Here is a 17,662-nt window from a genome sequence, read left to right as displayed (position 1 = left end):
TACTATATTTTCTGACAGAAAGGAAGTGGAATGCCGACCGTTAAGCTGAAAAACACCATTACCCTGGCGCTTTCCGTGCGTGACCGTCATGTCAGCGCCCAGTGGTATGAAAAACATCTGGGGTTCGAAACGCTATATCATGCCGACGAGGCGGGCTGGAGCGAGATGCAGACCAAGACCGACGGGGTGACCCTGGGCCTGGGCGAACAGGCGGAAGCCGCGCCCGGCAATATGGTGCCGGTCTTTGGCATCGATGACATCGAGACCGCCAGAAGCGCGCTGGAACAAGAGGGCGTGCGCTTTGACGGCCCGACCGAAACCATCGAAGGCATGGTCAGCACCGCCACTTTCTACGATCCCGACGAGAATGCCCTGATGCTGGCACAGGATCTGACCTAAATCGATACAGAAGCCATAGCGCTTTTGAAGCAAGACACTGGCGGCATCAAAATCAACAGGCCTGCGCCTTTGAGATGCCGCCAGATTGTTTGAACCTTACCCTATAATGCCGCCTTCATCCCGATCGGGCATGTCGATCTGAACCGATTACATGGCCATTGCCTGCGCGATTTGGCATCGGCCCTGATGCAGGGATAACCGGCAAACTATAGTCGGGCATTTACCCCCCCTTAACCCCGGCCTCTATATGCTGTAGACAATCGAACCAAACCCGGACGCCTCATGCACGCGACTTTAATCACTCCCGATGACATTCAGGGCCTTTTGCCGGAGACAGCGGATTTGCATGTGTCATTGTTCGATCAATGGACCGGGCTACGCGGTGTCCGGCCTTTTCCTGGCCTTTCATCCATTCAGCCGGAAACCCTTAAGCCCTGGCTCGGGCGGATCAACCTGTTGGATGTGCAGCGTGATCCGCTGGATTTCTGCTATCGGCTTTACGGATCGAAACTGACTCAGGACAGCCAATATGACCTGACCGGCAAATTGTTGAGCGACCTGACCGATGAGCAGCGGGAGATCGTCCAGGAAAGCTACCAAACGGTTGTCAATGACCGGAAGCCCTTGCTGACCATGGTGATCCCAAAGGAACCCTGGCGCGATATCGCCGCCTATTCCCGTCTGATCCTGCCCTTTGGCGATGAACCGGACATGTGCGAGCGATTGCTGGTTTTGATCCTGCGCCTGTCCCCTGACGAAATGGAGCGTCACCGGGAGCGCATGCCGCTCTGGTACCGCTTTGAATAAACAGCCCGCCACGTCCGCTGGGATCATCTAAGGAATTTATTAACGGCCTGCCCGCTAGGATAGCCACTCGTTCGATAACTTATAGAGTTGGCTGGCGGGAGCCTGAAGAGGATGCAAAAACCACTCTTATTGATCCTGGCCATCATTGCGGCTGCCGGCCTGGCCCTGAATCCGGTCCAGGCCGAAGAGGCCCTTATCGTCCGGCATTATCAGGCGCAGGAACGCTACGCCTTTGGCCAGGATATTTTGGACTTGGCCCTGTCAAAGCTCAACAGGCCCTATCGTATCCTGACCCCCGAGACCCAGATTGTGAATGAAAAGCGCGGCGAAATGCAGATCATCGAAGGCCGGCTGGATCTGGAATGGATGTCCACCAGCCGGGAGCGGGAGGAAAGCCTCATTCCCGTGCGCATTCCCATCTATCGGGGGCTGCTGGGGCTGCGTCTGATCCTGGCGACCAAGGATGGCCAGGCGGCAATCGAACAAGTATCCAGCCTGGACGCGCTGAGAGATTTTACCGGCGGCCATGGCAGCCATTGGGGCGACCTGCCGGTTTATGCCGCCAATGGCCTCAAGGTCTGGACCAATGCCCGCTATAACACTCTTTTCAAACAGCTGATCGGGGGAAAATTTGATTATTTCCATCGCGGGCTGATTGAGATCTGGGAAGAGCAGGCGAAATATGCCGACGATCTTGCCATCGCTGACAATGTCATGCTGTTTTATCCCCATCCCGTCTATTTCCTGGTCAGCCGCCACCGCCCGGAATTGGCGGAACTTCTGGAACAGGGGCTCAACAAAGCCATCGCCGATGGCAGCTATGAGAAGCTCTTCCTGGACCGGTTTGGCCCCTATATCGAACGCGCTAACCTGGCTGAACGCCGCCTGATAATCCTGCAAAATCCGGTCGTCCCTCCTGGCACACCGGCGATCGACACCTCCTGGTGGATGCCGGAAAACCATCAAACAGCCATGGAAGCGGCACATCAGCCGAAAAACTAAGCCGACGACATTTATCCTTGCTTGAATTTCCAATCTGACCGAAAAGCGATTCAGAGAAGAAATAATAATGAACAGGCGGGGTTGGAATGTTTCCGGCAATCAGATCCAGCTGGCCACTCTTGGTCGGCATCGCGCTTTTGATGATCAGCAACGGTACCTTGCTGACCCTGCTGGGGGTGCGCGCAACCCTTGAAGGCTTCACCACCACATCCATCGGCCTGGTTATGTCCGGTTATTCCCTGGGCCAGTTGGCCGGTTGTGTCGCGGTCCCCAGGATCCTGGAAAATTCCGGCCATGTCCGGGTTTTTGCAGCCTTTGCCTCGCTTGCCTCGATCGCGGCACTGGTTCATATGATCTATGTGGATCCCTGGATCTGGGGCGCCATGCGCATGCTGTCCGGCTTTTGTTATGCGGGGCTTTATGTGGTGGCGGAAAGCTGGCTCAATGACCAGGCAGAGAATAAATACCGGGGCCAGCTCTTGTCCGTCTATTTCATCACCCAGACGGCCAGCTTTGCCTTGGGCCAGTTCCTGCTGAACTATGGTGACCCTGCGGGGATTAAGCTATTTGTCCTGGTTTCCATTTTGACCAGCCTGGCCCTGGTGCCGATCCTGCTGTCCGTCACCCGCAGCCCGTCCGTTGAAACACCGGTCAAAATCTCGATCCCCAAATTGATGAAACTGTCCACCATCGGGGTCGGCGGCTGTTTCCTGAATGGTGTCTTCCTGGGCGGGTTTTATTCCATGGGCTTTGTCTATGCCCGCGAGATCGGCCTTTCCAGCGGGGAGACTGCAAGCTTCATGGGGTTTTCCACCCTGGCTGCGATCCTGTTTCAATATCCGATCGGGCGCATTTCCGACGCAATCGACCGGCGCTGGGTGATCGCAGGTGCAGCCCTGCTTTCCGGTTTATTCGGCCTGCCGCTCAGCCTGTTTCCGGAAATGGCGATCGAACCGCTCTATCTTTTTGCGGGCATGACCTGCGGCCTGGCGCTGCCGATCTATTCACTGTCCATCGCCCATACCAATGATCATCTGAACCGGGAGGAGATCATCTCCGCCAGCTCCCGCCTGGTACTAATTTTCGGATCCGGCCTGGTGATCGGCCCCTATATCTCCACATTGGTGGTTGAGATCTTCGGGGCAGAATTGATGTTCTTCCAGCTTGCCGCTGTTCAACTGCTGGTGGCGTTGCTGGCCATTTCCCGTCTGTCCCATGGCCGCCCGGCAGCGGAGGACCAAGGGGCCTATGCCACCATTGCGCCGGGATCAACACCGGTTTCCATGCATCTTATTCCTGAAGGGGAAAATCTGCCTCCGGCAGACAAGGGCAAAGAATCGGACCGAAGTTGAGGGCCGATCAGCCCTCTCCACCGGATGTGTCGGTTTTCTGCAGTCCGCCATAGGCGGCTTTAATGCGCGCCAAAGTGCCATCATCCGCCATTTTTTTCAGATGGTTGCGCAACAAGGTGACCGCCACCATGCCCATATTCCGGTTACAGGCCAGGCTGACCCGAACCGATTTCAAAGTGACAACCGGTTCTATCTCATGCCCCTCTGAGCGTGCCACATGACGGCCGATCACCAGCCCCGACGGCCAGAGATCGATCCGATCGACCATCAGTTTCTTGAGATTGGATTCATCCTTGCCGGTCACTTCGACATCAACCCCTTCAGACAGGAGGAATTGAGTAATGGCATCCCCTGGATAGCCGCCGATCCGGAAGGCTTTGGCCTGATCCAGGGTCATCTGTTTGTCGAAACGTCCTTTTTTCGCAAACAGGACCCAGTCGTTTTCAATGATCGGCCCGACCCAGTGAAACAGCTTCTCCCGTTCCTCTGTCTCAGCCGTTGAATAAACGCAAGTGTCCAGTTCGCTCAGCGCCTGAAGATAGGCCCGTTTCCATGGAAGTACGGTCAGGCTGTATTCTATGCCCGCCCGTTTCATCAATTCCCGGACAATCTCGGTGGAAACTCCGGTCACTTCGCCGTTTTCATCCTGATAATTGAAAGGAGGATAATTTTCCGTCACCAAACGGATCTGTGCCGCGGCAGGACCGCCGACAGACAGAAATCCGATCATCAGTGCGATACAGGTGAACAGGCTATATTTTTTAAACATCATTTTCTGAGGCCCGATCTGTTTCCCCCATTAAAAACACTCTATCAGAAACTCTTTAAACTTTCCTTTACAGTGTTAGCTATGAAAACCGTGCCCTGTAACGCAGCCTACTTTTTATCTATTGAGAACCGATCAGGCGCTTTCCATCTCCCGCCATTACCTTGCCTTTGAATATGTTGCTTAAGGCCCGGCTGGAAACCCCATAGGTCTGGCGGATTTCTTCGCGGGTCATGCCTTTTTTATAGTCCCCCCAGATCAGGGCGCGCCTGATCCGCTCGGAAACGCCCCAGGGCGACGGGATCTCCACATAACCGCTGCTGTCGGAAAATTGCAGGATGCGCTGGTAGAGCTGGTCCGGCACATCAATGCCAAGCTTTTCGGAAAGATCGGACCGCTCATTGCGCAAATAAAATTTCCGGCCGCCATGACGGTAGATCAAATCAAGCGCGCAACGCAGGCCAACCCATTCAATCAGCTCAGACACCAACCAGGGCAACCCGGCAAGGATAAGGCTGCGGTTTTCCCAGAATTGTGTTTCAAGAATAGCAAAGGCTTCTTCATCATAAATGGGAATTCCTTTGAAAATATGCCGCTCCATTTAACCATCCTCTTATGGGTTACTGATACCGCAAGTCGTATATCAATTTCTGCCCGGTATTCAGAGGAACGATACCCGTTATAAGTGTATTTTCATCTCGTTACTCCTGGTTTCGAGCAATCCCGCTCGATCTGAACTTCATCAATCCAGGAGAGACCAAATGGATTTCACCCTCACCCTCAATATTGAGCCGAAAGATCTTGATGTGATCAACGGCGCCCAACAGAAGATCGCCCTGGCCAAACCGGTCGGTAATTCCGCTGTTGATGTGATCTGGCTGGCTTTTGATCCGTTTGAAAGCAACAGCGTTCAGTGGGAGGAAAATTACTGGATCTATGCTTCCACGGCTGCCGTCGGCAAGAATGGCGAAAAAATCACCAAGCTTTCCGAGGTTCAGCCGGGACCGGCCATGGACGGATCGGTCTATCCCTTCTCCAATACCGCCACTTTTGGGGATCCGGTGAAAAACCCGGAGGTTAAACCCGGCACCTTTGCCGCGGTGAACAACATGTCCTACACAAAATATCCTGCCCTGACCTTCGGCCTGTCCCAGTCCGCGCAGATCAACCAGCGCCTTGAGGAACGAAAACCGCTTTCCGCCAGTTCGGTCCTGGCGACCCAGAATATCCAGATCACCCCCTTTACCGATGTCTACATCTGGCTGGAGGGGCATTTCGAAAGCTCCACCATCATCACCGATGTGACCGGCAGCCGCGCAACCGCGAAATTTGGTGGTGGGATCAACGAGATCGAAATGACCTACGACGGCAAGAGCGGCCTGTTCCACCAGTAATCCTCAGCCATTGCCTCAAGACTTTTTGGCGCGGGCGGCCTGACCGCCCGCGCCTGCCCAACCCATAGATTTGGAGCGCAGCCCCATGAAATTCAAAATGATCAAATACCTGTCCCTCATTCCCCTCGCGCTGGCCGGAATGCTGACCCCCCAGTCCGCATCCGCCGCAGTCGATTGCGATACGCTGCCGCAGTTCGCTACGGTGGTGATGCCTGACGATACAGAGGTGGATATCAACCAACGTCATATCTTTTGCGGAGAAGTCCGTGATTTCCGGGCGGTTGGCTTTCATGCCCAGCCCAATGGCGAGACGCCGAACACCGTTGATTTCGACAATCTGACCTGGGATATCACCTACCGGATCCGGGTTGCCAATCAATGGGTTGCAAACGGCATCTACGAAATGCGCGATTTCTTGATCGCGGAAGATGGTGACACGAATGTTGCCTACGCAAAATACCGCTCCACCATGTTCCCGGATCACTGCAGCAAAGAAGATGTGCTGAATGCCATCGCCTATGCCGCCGTCACCCCACAGGGGTTGTCTGGACAAACCTGCCTGACCAGCCAGGGCCTGCAATTCCCGGTCGTCGTCTTTTGGGATCAGAATGGCGACTATGTAGATACCGCCTATCCCTATGTTCCCTGACCTCCCTCCCCAAGCCCGCTAGGGCAACTGGGATATGCGGTGATGGAAGGTGGCTCCCCCGGCCGCCTTCCATTCATTCTCGAACAAAAAATGCGGACGCTAAAATGGCCAACAAAAACATATCCCCACCCGCCGGGCGGGAGAGACGCCAACGCCTGATTGAGTTTATAGAAAGCGACATTCAATATGATCTGCGCTGGGCCGCCTTCCTGATCAAGCGGGCCCGGATCGCCAGCATCAACGCCGGATACTACTGGGAGGGACCTGGTAACACCCATTATATCCGGGTCACCGGACAAGGCGTAATTCTCGAACCACTCTACCGGCAATATCCCGACAATATGGAGTTATCACTGGAAAGCTTCATCGCCATCCTGGAAAACTGGAAAGAAACACGGGAGAAAATGGTTAAACCGGCAAACCGGAAAAGGCAGCCTTAACCCGGCGCATAAAGATGCATGGGCTTGGAGATATTCCGGGCATTGAAGGCCCCCATATCCCGCCAATCAAGTTCCACCCGCCGGGCAAATTCCTTAGAGACCAGGATCGGTTCCGACAGGTTCTTGCATTGGCTTTCCAACCGGGCCGCTTCATTGGCGGTTGCCCCGATCACCGTAAATTCCAGGCGCTCTGCCGTGCCGATATTGCCATACATCACTTCCCCGATATGCAGCCCGAAACCGCCTTCCAGGACAGGTTTTCCTTCGGCCTTCCAGCCGTCCCCCCGCTCGACCAGATTATTGATGCCGGTCCGGGCCGCCTTGAGGGCCGCCTGGCAGGCCGCCACCTCACTGCCGAACTGTTCCAGGGGAAAGATCCCCAGATAGGCATCGCCAATAAAGCGCAGCACCTCGCCACCATTTTCAATGATCGGGGCTGCTGTGCAGTCATAAAAATCATTCAGGGCCTGCAGGAAACCCTCCATGCCCAATTCTTCCGCCAGCGAGGAAGAACGGCGCAGATCGGAAAAACAGACGACCGCCTCGATCCGCTCACCATCACCGCGCTTGATTTGGCCGGACAGCACCCGTTCGCCCGTGCCGCGCCCCAGATAGGTTTCCAGCAAGTTGGATGCCGTGCGGCGCAGGGTATAAATCTCGGCAATTCGCGCCAGTGGCAGGCGGCAGAATTTCAACAATTCAATATCCCGATCGGAAAAACCGCCCTCGTCAAAGCTGGTGAAGGATACCGCATGCACTTCGCCATTCATGAAGGGCAGACTATACATCATATAGTCGGTGGCCCCTTCCTCTTCCAAATCCTCCAGAATCGGAAATTCGCTGGTATCGCATTCCGGAATGCGGCGACGAATGAATTTCTCCTCGCCATAATAGATCTTGTAAACCGGGCTGGCGGTATAGACGGTCTTTTCCAAAATGTCATAGGAACCGTGGTTGACCTCGATACCGGTCTTCCGGTCCCATCGGAACACACGGCCCATAATGGTCGGGTGAAGCGAGCGCACAAAAAAGGCGACCCGGCCGATCGGAACACCGCTTTCCTGCAGTTTACCCGCCAGCTGGCGTAGGAACTCTTCCCCGGTTACACCAACAAAGGAATCCGCCATCAGCCAGCTCAAAACTGGCGTATTCAGATCGGGACAGGTTGGAATACTGGTCATAGGCCTCGCCCTTGCATTGGTATCATACTATAGGCCAAAGGCCATCGGCTGTCATGCCAGCTGGTGGCAAGCCCTCTGCAATACAAGGAAAAACCAGGCGCCGGACAATTTATTTGGCTTGGCCCGTCAGGCCCGCTAAAACCAGCCCGCACCATGACCGACAGCAAAAGCAGGCGCCCCATGATCCAGCATAGCGCGACATTCCTTACCGAACGCCCCGCCGCCAACCCCAAGGCCGGTGATGATGAACGCAGTGAATTTGACCGCGATTATGCCCGGATCATCCATTCCGCCGCTTTCCGGCGCTTGCAAAGCAAGACCCAGGTGCTGGGCTTGGGCGAGAGTGACTTTTATCGCACACGCCTCACCCATTCCATGGAGGTAGCCCAAATCGGCTGCGGCATTGTGCGCCATCTGGAAAAAATGCCACTCGACCCGGAGCTGGCTGCGATCCTGCCACCGGCGGCGCTGATGAATTCCATCTGTCTGGCCCATGATATCGGCCATCCACCCTTTGGCCATGGCGGCGAAATCGCCCTGAATTACTGTATGCGTGCGTTCGGCGGGTTCGAGGGCAACGGTCAGAGCCTGCGCATCCTGACCAGCCTGGAAACCTATACGGAAAACCGGGGCATGAACCTGACAAGGCGCGCCCTGCTCGGCATCCTGAAATATCCAGCCCCCTATTCCGAACTTGCGGCGTCAAAGCCGGATGAAGGCCACCGCCCCAATCAACCTGGCTGGATGTTCAAATCCGCCGACCACAAACCGCCAAAGGGTTATCTCGATACCGAAAAGGCGCTGGTGAAGGGCTGGTTGCTCGCCGGGGAATTCAAGGCGGATGCCGCCCTTTTCACCGGGATCCGCCCGCCGGAAGGCAACCGGCCCGGAAAAACCCGATATAAGGGGTTTGATACCTCGATCATGGAGCTGGCGGATGATATTTCCTATGGCGTCCATGATTTGGAAGATGCAATTTCCATGGACCTGGTCCGGCGCCGTGATTTTGAAACCTATCTTGATGAAGAAACCGCCAGCGGTTTCCTGAAAGCCGCCGGCATCGATTTTTCGCGCTTACTGGATGGATTATTCGGGGAAGAGGATTTCCGGCGTAAACAGTTGATCGGACGCATGGTCCATTATCTGATCAACCAGATCAGCACGGCGGTTCAAAACAGTCATTTCAAGTCCCCCCTGTTCCGGTATCAGGCAAGCCTGTCCGCAGAAGCAAGCCCGATGCTGGAGAGCCTGAAGACACTTGTGCTGGACCGGGTTATTCGCAGTTCGGCCGTGCAACAGTTGGAATTCAAGGGCCAGAAACTGGTGGTGGAACTGTTTGAAGTGCTGGCCCATGACCCGGACCGCCTGCTGCCCGAGAGCATATTGCGGCGCTTCCGGGAGAAAGGCCGGGACCCTAGGGTTCTATGCGACTATGTCGCTGGCATGTCCGACAATCATGCAGTCCGCCTGTACCAGAAAATCTTCACCCCCCAGCAAGGCTCGATCTTCGACCGGTATTGAAGACGCCCCTAATATTCCTGCACCGCACAGTCCCGTTCCCGTTCTTCCCAGAGCCAGGACCGGAATGCCTGGATTTTCGGTAGGTGGATCGCCGATTTCTCACACACAAAATGGAAAGCCCTTGTGGTCTCCATCCAAAGATCAAACGGCGCCACAAGCCGGCCTGCGCGCAGATCCGGCCCGGCAATGGAGGTGCGGCCCAGAACCACCCCGGATCCGGCAATGGCGGCATCCAATGCATGGTCCGCATGGTTGAAACGAGGCCCTCGTGATGGATCCACATCTTCAATCCCCATCTCATCCAGCCAGCTTTTCCAGTATGGTTCACCAATCATCTTAAAGAGCGAATCATCATGGATCAGCGTATGGTTCACCAGATCCTCTGGCCGTTTCAGCGGTTTGTCGCCCGAAAGCAGGGAGGGCGCGCACATCGGCGTCATGCGGTCATCCAGAAATCGTTCCACATGCTCTTCGGGATAATTGCCATCGCCAAAGCGGATTGCAATATCAACCCCGCCAACGCCAAAGGTGGACCGGTTCAGGTTCGCGGAAATTCTGGCATCATATTCCGGATGTTTTTCAATGAAGCGATAGAGCCTGGGCGCCAGCCATTTGGCGGCAAAAGCCGGACCGGAGCTGACCACCAGGATCTTATCCTCCGGATCCGGATAAAGAAGACCGACAGATCGTTTGAGCGTTTCAAACCCCTCCTGAATCCCAGGAAAACATAATTTGCCGGCCTCCGTCAGTTCCACCGCCCGGTTCATCCGGCGGAAAAGCACAATGCCGAGAAATTCCTCCAATCCCTTAACCTGGTGACTGACCGCCGCAGGCGTCACATTCAGCTCCTCTGCAGCACGGGTGAAGCTCATATGGCGGGCGGTTGCCTCGAACGCTTTCAATCCGTTTAAAGGCGGTAGGCTTTTACTCATTTCAATTTAGTTTTCCTAAGTCGATTGCTTAATTCTTCTCGTTTGTAGTGTTATTCGATCAAGTATATCTATATCAATGTGACAAAAACAAGTGTGACAGTTGCCCTTAGCAATCCAGCTGATGGGCCAATAGAGGGAAAAGTCAGATGCAAAACCCGATTTTCATCAATGACGATATCAGGCAACAAATGATGCGCGGCCGTATTGAACGGTCCCGTTTCATGACCAAATTTTTCCTGGATCTGTTCCACCTGCCTGCCCGTATTGCAGAAAAACTGCGCGCTTTGCTGGTGAGAACGAACCATCATGACCGAGCCACTCCGCGGGATTTCAAACCGACCCGCCTGTAATAGGCAAAAATCAGCCTTGGCCCCGGTGGACAGAGCCGGGCCAGCGGCATAATCTGCCCCGCATAAAATAGCAGATTTGCGGGGGACATCATGCGGTTGGCTCTATCTATTCTAATCGCTTTCAGTTTCATACAGCCAGCGGCGGCCGAAGAAATCGGATCGGTCAGCACAGTTTTCAAATTGGTCGGACCAAACGACAAAATCGTGATTGAGGCCTTTGACGATCCCAAGATTGAAGGCGTCACATGCCATCTGAGCCGCGCGACCAAAGGCGGCATATCCGGCGCGATCGGTGTCGCAGAAGACACTTCCGATGCCTCCATTGCCTGCCGCCAGGTCGGCCCTATCCGCTTTTTGGAAGAATTTGACGAAGGCGAGCGGGTGTTCAAGGAACGCACTTCAGTCCTGTTCAAAACCATCCAGGTGGTCCGTTTCCTGGATAAGAAGCGCAATGTCCTGATTTATCTGGTTTATTCGGACAAACTGGTCGAAGGCTCCCCTAAAAACGCCATTTCCACCGTCCCAATCATGCCCAATTGGGGACAATGATCCGGCAGGTGCGAGCTTTGGTGGACAATAACCCAGCAAATCCATATGGTTGGCAGTCTGTTATCGATACGTGCTTGAGAGAATGACATGGAAGATGGTTCAGCCGCAGCCAAGCCGGAAACGGCTAGCCTACTACGGGCCTGCATTCAGGTTGTCCGGCCCCATCAATGGGTCAAGAATATCTTTATTCTGGCCCCCCTCTTCTTTTCCCATCAACTGTTGAACTGGGAATCACTGCAAGCCTCCGCCCAGGCCTTCCTGTTTTTCAGCCTGCTTTCCAGTGCGGTCTATATTCTCAATGATATCACGGACCGGAAATCCGACCGGCTTGCCCCTAACAAATCCAAACGACCTCTGGCAAACGGCACTCTATCCCTCACCCTTGCGCTTTGCCTGTTGACCGCTTGCCTGGCGGCGGCGGCACTCATCGGCAGCCTGAGCGATTTTGCCAAGGATTGTCTGATTTGGGGCGGCCTCTACGGCCTGATCAACATTGCCTATAACGCCGGCATGAAGCAAATCCCGATCTTGGAAAAATTCCTGGTCTCCAGCGGCTATGTTATCCGGATCCTGTTGGGCAGCGCCGCTATCGGACAAACACCATCTTTCTGGATTCTGTTCACAACGGCATCCGTTTCCTTCCTGCTGGTGGCCGGTAAACGCCGGGATGACCTGGCCATGATCGAACGGGAAGGCCTGCCCCTGAGCATGCGGCCCGTTTTGGCCCATTACAGTCGCGCATTCCTGGATCAGGTCATCATGATTGCCGCCAGCGTTACCATCATGACCTATCTGCTGTTTTGCATGTCCGATTATGCGATCCACCGCTACGGTGAGAGCTTTGCCTTTTCCGCCGTCTTTGTGGTGTTCGGCGTTCTGCGCTATGTCCAGATCACGCAATTGGGACGCGGTGCCGATGCGCCGACCACCCTGGTGATGCAGGATGGCATCCTGCGGATATCCATTCTGCTTTGGAGCGGCTATGTGGCCTACATCGCCTATGGCTGATCAATCCCCCCTCCCGCGACAGCCTTTGCTCACCGCTCTGCCTCTGAAATTCCTGCTGCTGGCCGGCCTGTTTTTCCTAATCGGCATGCCGATCGTCAGCTTATCCGGATTTGCCCTGGTCTTTCTGTTCGGGTTTCTGTTGTTCCATGCCCCCGGTTTAATCCGGTCCCGGGCCCGCTGGCTTCTGGCCCTGGCGGGCCTGGTGGCGGGCAAGGCCATCCTGCTGACCTTGCCTGCATATGATATCCGAGAGTCGCATAATATCTTTCTGCCGCCGCCCCATGGCGAGGTCCTGCAGCGCGAATTGCCGCCTGCGGTTCATCAGGCCTTGATGACGGCCTTTTACGAACATTATCCCGACACGAAACGCTGTTCCAAAGAACGCGACGGATGCTGGCTCAATCATGCCGGCGTGGATCGGCTTTACAGCGCCAGCTTTGACAGCCGAAGCGTGCAACCTGGCTGGTCCAGGAAGGTTTCAACCATTGACTTCAACGGCCTTGCCGAATTTCGCGGCGGATTTGTCAATCAGGTCCGCTATAATTGGCAAAGCCCTTACAGCGATGTCAAACGCGAAGAGATGCCCTTTTTTGTGCGTTATGACTGGCCGGACGACATTCCTGGCAGCCGCCTTTGCTGGCGCGGTTCCCTGGTCTGGCCCGACGGACAGGGAGGATATCTTCAGCAAACCCATCACGAGAAGGACTGTCGCCTGCTCACCGAGACGGATGCCGGCAGCCATGTTTTTGCCATCGGCATTCCCGCCAATAATCTCGCCATATCCCTGGAAAAAACAGGCCTGCTGGCAGCGTCAGACGGGCTCCGCGTCTTCATTCCTTTTGTCATCGCGGCCCTGGTTTTTTGGCTGCTCATACAGCCAAACTGGAAATCACTCACTGTCCCAGGCCTTATTCTCTTGGCCGCAATTGTATTTACCGCCATCAAAACGCCTTGGATGTTTGGGGATTATCTGCCGCTCGGCGGCGGAGGAGACGGCTTGGCACATGAAGGATTTGCCCGTTCGGTTGCCGAAGGGCTGTTAAACGGCGACTGGCAGCAGGCCGCCCGCGGCCGCAGTGATATTTTCTATTATATGCCGGGCCTTCGTTATCTGCTGGCCGCTGAGAAAATGCTGTTTGGCGACACCCATTTCGGATATCTCGCATTGCTGCTGCTCTGGCCCCTGCTGATCTATCATTTGTTCCGGAATTATCTGCCGACATCATGGGCCGTGACCATCATCATCGCTTTCTTCATTGCCAGCGGATTGAAGGATTGGGGCCTTTATTACGGGGAATATGTCAAATGGGCCGGGCGCGGTTATCCCGAAACCGCAGGTTATGCGGCCTTCATTGCCGGATTCATGTTATGTGCGGGCGGGATCCAAGAAAGCAGCCGCTGGGCCGGTCGTGCCTTTTTCGGGGCCGCGGTCCTGGCGATCGCCGTTGCCATCCGCCCCAATGTGGCACTTGGCACGGCAGTGATATTGACGGGACTGGGTCTTTATCTGCTCGCCAAACGCCCCCCCCTGGATCTTGCCAGCCTCTGCATCGGCTTCCTGCCGATTCTCCTGCTGCCGCTGCATAACTGGTATTTTGGCGGCAAGATTGTCCTGCTGACCTCCTCCGCGACCATTGCGGCAAACCTGCCCACGCCACCGGGAACCTATCTCACAATGGTTCAAGAGATCATGTCCGGCGCGTTTGACGGTCCCGCCTTTGAACAGGTCCGGGGCCAAATCGCAGAATGGAGCGAACGCCTGCATCCGATTTCGCTCATGGGCCTGGCCGGTGTGGTCGCGATCTGTTTTAGCCGCAGAAAACTGCCCCTGGATCTGAGACTGCTGGCATTTGCCGCCATACCACAGCATGGGATCTTACTTTTTTATCAGGCGCATAGCCGGTTTAAATGGCTGGTCTGGCTGATCTCTATTCTGCTGGCATGCCATATGCTCTGCCATTATTGGCTTCCAGCCTTTGCCAGGCGGCACCCGAGGATAACCGAACGCATCCGACGATCCCTTCCAATGCGGCTCCTCTCCGGACTGTACCAGGCCGACATCTGGTCACGCCTGACCCGTGATGGAAAGGCACGAGGCTGAACCTCCCCGGCCCAAAAAACCGTCCTCGGGTGGCAGCCGCCTACGGTCTGTTATGTAATAAAAATGACACAAATCTTGATTTCCCGGCAATCATTCGTTACATAGCCTTCCGGTTTCTATCCGAAACCACATTTTTTGACCGGCATTAACCGTTTCTAAACCCCGATCAGTGATGGTTGGAAAGATCGGTTTTGGCTGTCGGACCGACGCATTCGGGGGACAATTTCCAGAATGCGCGAATCAGGATACGATTTTCCTTGAGTCAAAACCGGACGAGAGTTGGTTTTGATATGGTTTCACCCAGCTAAAGGTTGGACATGGCGCTGAAAAGACAACATGCTGTGCTGCCCTATGTGGTCGTCGATGGCGAAGTGCGCGTTCTCATGCTCACCAGCCGCGAGACCAAACGCTGGGTCATTCCCAAGGGCTGGCCAAAGAAAAAAATGACGCCCTATGACCTGGGCGCGTTGGAAGCGTATGAAGAGGCCGGTCTGAAAGGCCAAGTCTATAACCAGCCGGTCGGCAATTACCATTATGTGAAGATTCTCAAAGACGGCTCGGAAACCCTGTGCCGTGTCGATGTCTATCCCATGCTGGTCAAGTCGCAGCTGTTGAAATGGCCGGAAAAAGGACAGCGTAAGCTGATCTGGATGTCACCGGCTCGTGCTTCCCGATTGGTCCAGGAACAAGAACTGGGCTGGATTTTGAAAAGTTTCCGCCCGGCGGAACTGGAAGGCCTGCCCAACGGCCTGGCCGACCGGATTGCCCAATGGTTCCGGCGTTTCCTGAACCAGTTGACTACCGTACAGTAATTTACCCATCAAACAGGCTAAGCTATGAGTGACAGTGAGAATATCGCTGCCAATGGGCAGGACAACCTAAATCCGAGGGACCTGAAAAAGGAATCCCTGGACAAAGATCTGAACAAGATCGTCCAGGTCCAGGCAGTCGCCTCCAGCCTGCAACGGCGTCTGCTGGCGCCGGGTCTGGGCCTGATGTTCCTGACCCTGGCCGGGGCTTTTGCCAGCCTCCAGGCCGGTGCCCAGCCCAACGCCGTCTTCATCATGGTCGCCGCGATCCTCGGCGGCTATATGGCGCTGAATATCGGTGCGAATGATGTGGCCAACAATGTCGGCCCGGCTGTTGGTTCCAAAGCCTTGACGATGACCGGTGCCTTGATCATCGCCGCGATTTTTGAAAGCGCCGGGGCCTTGCTGGCCGGTGGGGATGTGGTCTCCACCATTTCAAAGGGCATCATCGATCCTTCCCTGGTGCAGGATGACATGGTGTTTGTCTGGGCCATGATGGCAGCCCTGCTCTCCTCCGCGCTGTGGGTCAACCTGGCCACCTTTATCGGCGCGCCGGTCTCAACCACCCATTCCGTGGTCGGCGGTGTCATGGGGGCTGGAATCGCGGCGGTCGGTTTCCAGACGGTCAATTGGGAGACGATGAGCAAGATCGCCGCCTCCTGGGTGATCTCACCATTGCTGGGCGGCATCATCGCGGCCCTGTTCCTGGCCTTCATCAAGACCTATATCATCTATCGCGATGACAAGATCGCCGCGGCAAAGCGCTGGGTGCCGATCCTGATCGCGGTCATGGCGGGCGCATTCAGCTGTTACCTGGCCATGAAGGGCTTGAAAAAGATCATCCATGTGGACAGCCTGACCATCATCAGCATTGGCGCCACGGTTTTCGTGGTGTCCTGGCTGGTGCTGCATCCGGTGATCGCACGCCAGGCCCATGGCCTGGAAAACCGCAACCAGTCCCTGCGCCAGCTGTTCCATATCCCGCTGATCTGTTCTGCGGCGCTATTGTCCTTTGCCCATGGTGCCAATGACGTGGCCAACGCCATCGGCCCGCTGGCGGCGATCCTGCATGCGCTGCAATCGGGTGAGATCGCGGCCAAGGTGGCGATCCCCAGCTGGGTCATGCTGATCGGGGCTTTGGGCATCAGCCTGGGCCTGTTCCTCTATGGCCCGCGCTTGATCCGGATGGTTGGTGAGCAAATCACCAAGATGAACCCGATGCGCGCTTATTGCGTGGCGCTGTCTGCCGCGATCACCGTGATCGTGGCCAGTGCGCTGGGCCTGCCGGTCAGCTCCACCCATATTGCGGTTGGCGGCGTGTTTGGTGTCGGCTTCTTCCGGGAATATTACACCAGGAATTCCAAGCGCCGTCAGCGCTATGTCCGCAAATACCCGAGCCAGCCCGACAAACCCGCCAGCGAAAATGATATCCGTCGGCGCAAGCTGGTCCGGCGCGCGCATTTCACCACCATTGTTGCCGCCTGGGTCATCACGGTGCCGGCGGCCGCACTGCTCTCGGCTGTGCTTTATTACGCCATGGCCTACAGCCTGGGCTGAGCCCCGCACAAGCTCCCATGAAACAACAAAGGCCGCCTTTTCCGGGCGGCCTTTTTCTTAGAGAGACATCCGGTCGATCGAACAGTCAGTCCAGGAAGTGGCCGTGGCTTTTCTTCGCTTCCAGATAGCGGCTGTTATGGGCATTACCGAAATTACCGGTGGGCACCCGTTCTGTGACCTGTATCCCGGTTTCCTCAAGCGCGGAGACCTTGTCCGGGTTATTGGTCAAAAGACGGCAGGATGAAACCCCCAGTGCCGAGAGCATGGCGCTCGCTTCATCATAACTGCGCATGTCATTGGCAAAGCCCAGATGCCGGTTGGCGGTGAAGGTATCCATGGCCATATCCTGCTGCAGCTTATAGGCCTTCAGCTTGTTATAGAGCCCGATCCCACGCCCTTCCTGGCGCAGATAGATCAACACGCCACCTTCCCTGGCGATACGCTGCTTGGCCTCGCGCAGCTGCGGCCCGCAATCACAAAGCGCCGAACCGAACGCGTCCCCGGTCAGGCATTCCGAATGAATGCGCACCAGCGGGGTGTCGGATTGTTTATCTGTTCCCGGAAAAACGATCGCCACGGATTCGGAGCTCAGCCCCTCATAGGAAACAATCTCCGTTTCCACGATATCATCCCCTTTCAGGATGACGGGAAGACGGACGCGGGTGCTGATCGCAATGCTCATGAAACGGATACCTTTAACGGAAACAGGCTTATATGCTGTCACACCGGTCAGAGCCCAATACGCCATGCCTTGGCCCGGTCCGGGTGCGCTGCACATATCATGTAGGGCGAAGGAGTGCAAATTCCTATCCCCAAAGCGACCGGTTTCAGGGAAACAGGCTGTT

19 protein-coding genes are annotated in these 17,662 nt (G+C 55.6%); 14 read left to right on the top strand and 5 right to left on the bottom strand.

Going from position 1 to position 17,662, the window contains the following annotated elements:
- The first annotated feature begins 30 nt into the window (after positions 1-30).
- From DFP90_RS07920 to DFP90_RS07905, 4 genes are all read left to right on the top strand, one after another.
- Positions 31-399 (top strand): VOC family protein, encoded by a 369-nt coding sequence (locus DFP90_RS07920; protein WP_115935912.1) that lies wholly within the window; start codon positions 31-33, stop codon positions 397-399.
- 282 nt (positions 400-681) lie between these two features.
- Positions 682-1,206, top strand: coding sequence for a PAS domain-containing protein (locus tag DFP90_RS07915; RefSeq protein WP_115935911.1), 525 nt, complete (start codon positions 682-684; stop codon positions 1,204-1,206).
- A 111-nt stretch (positions 1,207-1,317) separates the two neighbouring features.
- Entirely contained in the window at positions 1,318-2,208 is an 891-nt protein-coding gene (locus DFP90_RS07910) for an ABC transporter substrate-binding protein (protein ID WP_115935910.1), read from the top strand.
- Between the two features lie 86 nt (positions 2,209-2,294).
- Positions 2,295-3,560: an MFS transporter gene (locus tag DFP90_RS07905; RefSeq protein ID WP_115935909.1), complete on the top strand. Its 1,266-nt coding sequence runs from the start codon at positions 2,295-2,297 to the stop codon at positions 3,558-3,560.
- Between the two features lie 7 nt (positions 3,561-3,567).
- On the opposite strand, the gene DFP90_RS07900 is transcribed toward DFP90_RS07905, so the two are convergent.
- Positions 3,568-4,332, bottom strand: a complete 765-nt coding sequence (locus DFP90_RS07900; RefSeq protein WP_115935908.1) for a substrate-binding periplasmic protein — start codon at positions 4,330-4,332, stop codon at positions 3,568-3,570.
- 115 nt (positions 4,333-4,447) lie between these two features.
- Positions 4,448-4,927 (bottom strand): hypothetical protein, encoded by a 480-nt coding sequence (locus DFP90_RS07895; RefSeq protein ID WP_115935907.1) that lies wholly within the window; start codon positions 4,925-4,927, stop codon positions 4,448-4,450.
- Positions 4,928-5,087: 160 nt separating this feature from the next.
- Here DFP90_RS07895 and DFP90_RS07890 point away from each other — a divergent pair, with 160 nt between their 5' ends.
- The 3 genes from DFP90_RS07890 (at position 5,088) to DFP90_RS07880 (ending at position 6,809) form a co-directional block, all read left to right on the top strand.
- Positions 5,088-5,720, top strand: a complete 633-nt coding sequence (locus tag DFP90_RS07890; RefSeq protein ID WP_115935906.1) for a hypothetical protein — start codon at positions 5,088-5,090, stop codon at positions 5,718-5,720.
- A gap of 85 nt (positions 5,721-5,805) precedes the next feature.
- Positions 5,806-6,369 (top strand): EndoU domain-containing protein, encoded by a 564-nt coding sequence (locus DFP90_RS07885; RefSeq protein ID WP_115935905.1) that lies wholly within the window; start codon positions 5,806-5,808, stop codon positions 6,367-6,369.
- A 104-nt stretch (positions 6,370-6,473) separates the two neighbouring features.
- Positions 6,474-6,809: a hypothetical protein gene (locus DFP90_RS07880; RefSeq protein ID WP_115935904.1), complete on the top strand. Its 336-nt coding sequence runs from the start codon at positions 6,474-6,476 to the stop codon at positions 6,807-6,809.
- Here the strand turns inward: DFP90_RS07880 and DFP90_RS07875 are convergent.
- On the bottom strand, positions 6,806-7,990 hold the full coding sequence (locus tag DFP90_RS07875; protein ID WP_115935903.1) for an adenylate/guanylate cyclase domain-containing protein: 1,185 nt from the start codon (positions 7,988-7,990) through the stop codon (positions 6,806-6,808). The genes DFP90_RS07880 and DFP90_RS07875 overlap by 4 nt on opposite strands.
- Before the next feature lie 180 nt (positions 7,991-8,170).
- On the opposite strand from DFP90_RS07875, the gene DFP90_RS07870 reads away from it, so the two are divergent.
- Positions 8,171-9,511 carry an anti-phage deoxyguanosine triphosphatase gene (locus DFP90_RS07870; RefSeq protein ID WP_115936109.1) on the top strand — a complete coding sequence of 447 codons (1,341 nt, stop codon included), beginning with the start codon at positions 8,171-8,173 and terminating at the stop codon, positions 9,509-9,511.
- Between the two features lie 8 nt (positions 9,512-9,519).
- Here DFP90_RS07870 and DFP90_RS07865 read toward each other — a convergent pair whose 3' ends face one another.
- Complete coding sequence (locus tag DFP90_RS07865) at positions 9,520-10,443, bottom strand: transcriptional regulator GcvA (protein ID WP_115935902.1); 924 nt, start codon at positions 10,441-10,443, stop codon at positions 9,520-9,522.
- Between the two features lie 146 nt (positions 10,444-10,589).
- Here DFP90_RS07865 and DFP90_RS07860 point away from each other — a divergent pair, with 146 nt between their 5' ends.
- The 6 genes from DFP90_RS07860 to DFP90_RS07835 all read left to right on the top strand — a co-directional run bounded on the left by DFP90_RS07860 (position 10,590) and on the right by DFP90_RS07835 (position 16,817).
- Positions 10,590-10,793 (top strand): hypothetical protein, encoded by a 204-nt coding sequence (locus tag DFP90_RS07860; RefSeq protein ID WP_115935901.1) that lies wholly within the window; start codon positions 10,590-10,592, stop codon positions 10,791-10,793.
- Between the two features lie 90 nt (positions 10,794-10,883).
- On the top strand, positions 10,884-11,342 hold the full coding sequence (locus DFP90_RS07855; protein WP_115935900.1) for a CreA family protein: 459 nt from the start codon (positions 10,884-10,886) through the stop codon (positions 11,340-11,342).
- An 87-nt stretch (positions 11,343-11,429) separates the two neighbouring features.
- Positions 11,430-12,350 carry a UbiA prenyltransferase family protein gene (locus DFP90_RS07850; RefSeq protein ID WP_115935899.1) on the top strand — a complete coding sequence of 307 codons (921 nt, stop codon included), beginning with the start codon at positions 11,430-11,432 and terminating at the stop codon, positions 12,348-12,350.
- The gene (locus DFP90_RS07845; protein ID WP_115935898.1) at positions 12,343-14,451 is read left to right on the top strand and encodes a hypothetical protein; all 2,109 of its coding nucleotides are present in this window, start codon (positions 12,343-12,345) and stop codon (positions 14,449-14,451) included. The genes DFP90_RS07850 and DFP90_RS07845 overlap by 8 nt, the downstream gene beginning before the upstream one ends.
- A 317-nt stretch (positions 14,452-14,768) precedes the next feature.
- The gene (locus tag DFP90_RS07840; protein WP_115935897.1) at positions 14,769-15,263 is read left to right on the top strand and encodes an NUDIX hydrolase; all 495 of its coding nucleotides are present in this window, start codon (positions 14,769-14,771) and stop codon (positions 15,261-15,263) included.
- A 24-nt stretch (positions 15,264-15,287) separates the two neighbouring features.
- Positions 15,288-16,817 carry an inorganic phosphate transporter gene (locus DFP90_RS07835; protein WP_115935896.1) on the top strand — a complete coding sequence of 510 codons (1,530 nt, stop codon included), beginning with the start codon at positions 15,288-15,290 and terminating at the stop codon, positions 16,815-16,817.
- Between the two features lie 85 nt (positions 16,818-16,902).
- Here the strand turns inward: DFP90_RS07835 and DFP90_RS07830 are convergent, their stop codons facing one another.
- The gene (locus tag DFP90_RS07830; protein WP_245956998.1) at positions 16,903-17,565 is read right to left on the bottom strand and encodes a GTP cyclohydrolase II; all 663 of its coding nucleotides are present in this window, start codon (positions 17,563-17,565) and stop codon (positions 16,903-16,905) included.
- Positions 17,566-17,662: the final 97 nt, after the last annotated feature.

The organism is Aestuariispira insulae (assembly GCF_003385955.1).
GTDB lineage: Bacteria > Pseudomonadota > Alphaproteobacteria > UBA8366 > Aestuariispiraceae > Aestuariispira > Aestuariispira insulae.
Note: the sequence above shows the minus strand (reverse complement) of the source record. Positions and strands in the feature narration are given on the sequence as shown.

Bases quoted from the DNA above. Each gene is read 5' to 3' on its own strand.
- DFP90_RS07830 (WP_245956998.1), bottom strand. From the start codon at position 17,565: ATGGCGTATTGGGCTCTGACCGGTGTGACAGCATATAAGCCTGTTTCC.
- DFP90_RS07855 (WP_115935900.1), top strand. From the start codon at position 10,884: ATGCGGTTGGCTCTATCTATTCTAATCGCTTTCAGTTTCATACAGCCA.
- DFP90_RS07905 (WP_115935909.1), top strand. From the start codon at position 2,295: ATGTTTCCGGCAATCAGATCCAGCTGGCCACTCTTGGTCGGCATCGCG.
- DFP90_RS07880 (WP_115935904.1), top strand. From the start codon at position 6,474: ATGGCCAACAAAAACATATCCCCACCCGCCGGGCGGGAGAGACGCCAA.
- DFP90_RS07890 (WP_115935906.1), top strand. From the start codon at position 5,088: ATGGATTTCACCCTCACCCTCAATATTGAGCCGAAAGATCTTGATGTG.
- DFP90_RS07870 (WP_115936109.1), top strand. From the start codon at position 8,171: ATGATCCAGCATAGCGCGACATTCCTTACCGAACGCCCCGCCGCCAAC.
- DFP90_RS07845 (WP_115935898.1), top strand. From the start codon at position 12,343: ATGGCTGATCAATCCCCCCTCCCGCGACAGCCTTTGCTCACCGCTCTG.
- DFP90_RS07915 (WP_115935911.1), top strand. From the start codon at position 682: ATGCACGCGACTTTAATCACTCCCGATGACATTCAGGGCCTTTTGCCG.
- DFP90_RS07835 (WP_115935896.1), top strand. From the start codon at position 15,288: ATGAGTGACAGTGAGAATATCGCTGCCAATGGGCAGGACAACCTAAAT.
- DFP90_RS07850 (WP_115935899.1), top strand. From the start codon at position 11,430: ATGGAAGATGGTTCAGCCGCAGCCAAGCCGGAAACGGCTAGCCTACTA.
- DFP90_RS07840 (WP_115935897.1), top strand. From the start codon at position 14,769: ATGGCGCTGAAAAGACAACATGCTGTGCTGCCCTATGTGGTCGTCGAT.
- DFP90_RS07860 (WP_115935901.1), top strand. From the start codon at position 10,590: ATGCAAAACCCGATTTTCATCAATGACGATATCAGGCAACAAATGATG.
- DFP90_RS07885 (WP_115935905.1), top strand. From the start codon at position 5,806: ATGAAATTCAAAATGATCAAATACCTGTCCCTCATTCCCCTCGCGCTG.
- DFP90_RS07900 (WP_115935908.1), bottom strand. From the start codon at position 4,332: ATGATGTTTAAAAAATATAGCCTGTTCACCTGTATCGCACTGATGATC.
- DFP90_RS07895 (WP_115935907.1), bottom strand. From the start codon at position 4,927: ATGGAGCGGCATATTTTCAAAGGAATTCCCATTTATGATGAAGAAGCC.
- DFP90_RS07865 (WP_115935902.1), bottom strand. From the start codon at position 10,443: ATGAGTAAAAGCCTACCGCCTTTAAACGGATTGAAAGCGTTCGAGGCA.
- DFP90_RS07910 (WP_115935910.1), top strand. From the start codon at position 1,318: ATGCAAAAACCACTCTTATTGATCCTGGCCATCATTGCGGCTGCCGGC.
- DFP90_RS07875 (WP_115935903.1), bottom strand. From the start codon at position 7,990: ATGACCAGTATTCCAACCTGTCCCGATCTGAATACGCCAGTTTTGAGC.
- DFP90_RS07920 (WP_115935912.1), top strand. From the start codon at position 31: ATGCCGACCGTTAAGCTGAAAAACACCATTACCCTGGCGCTTTCCGTG.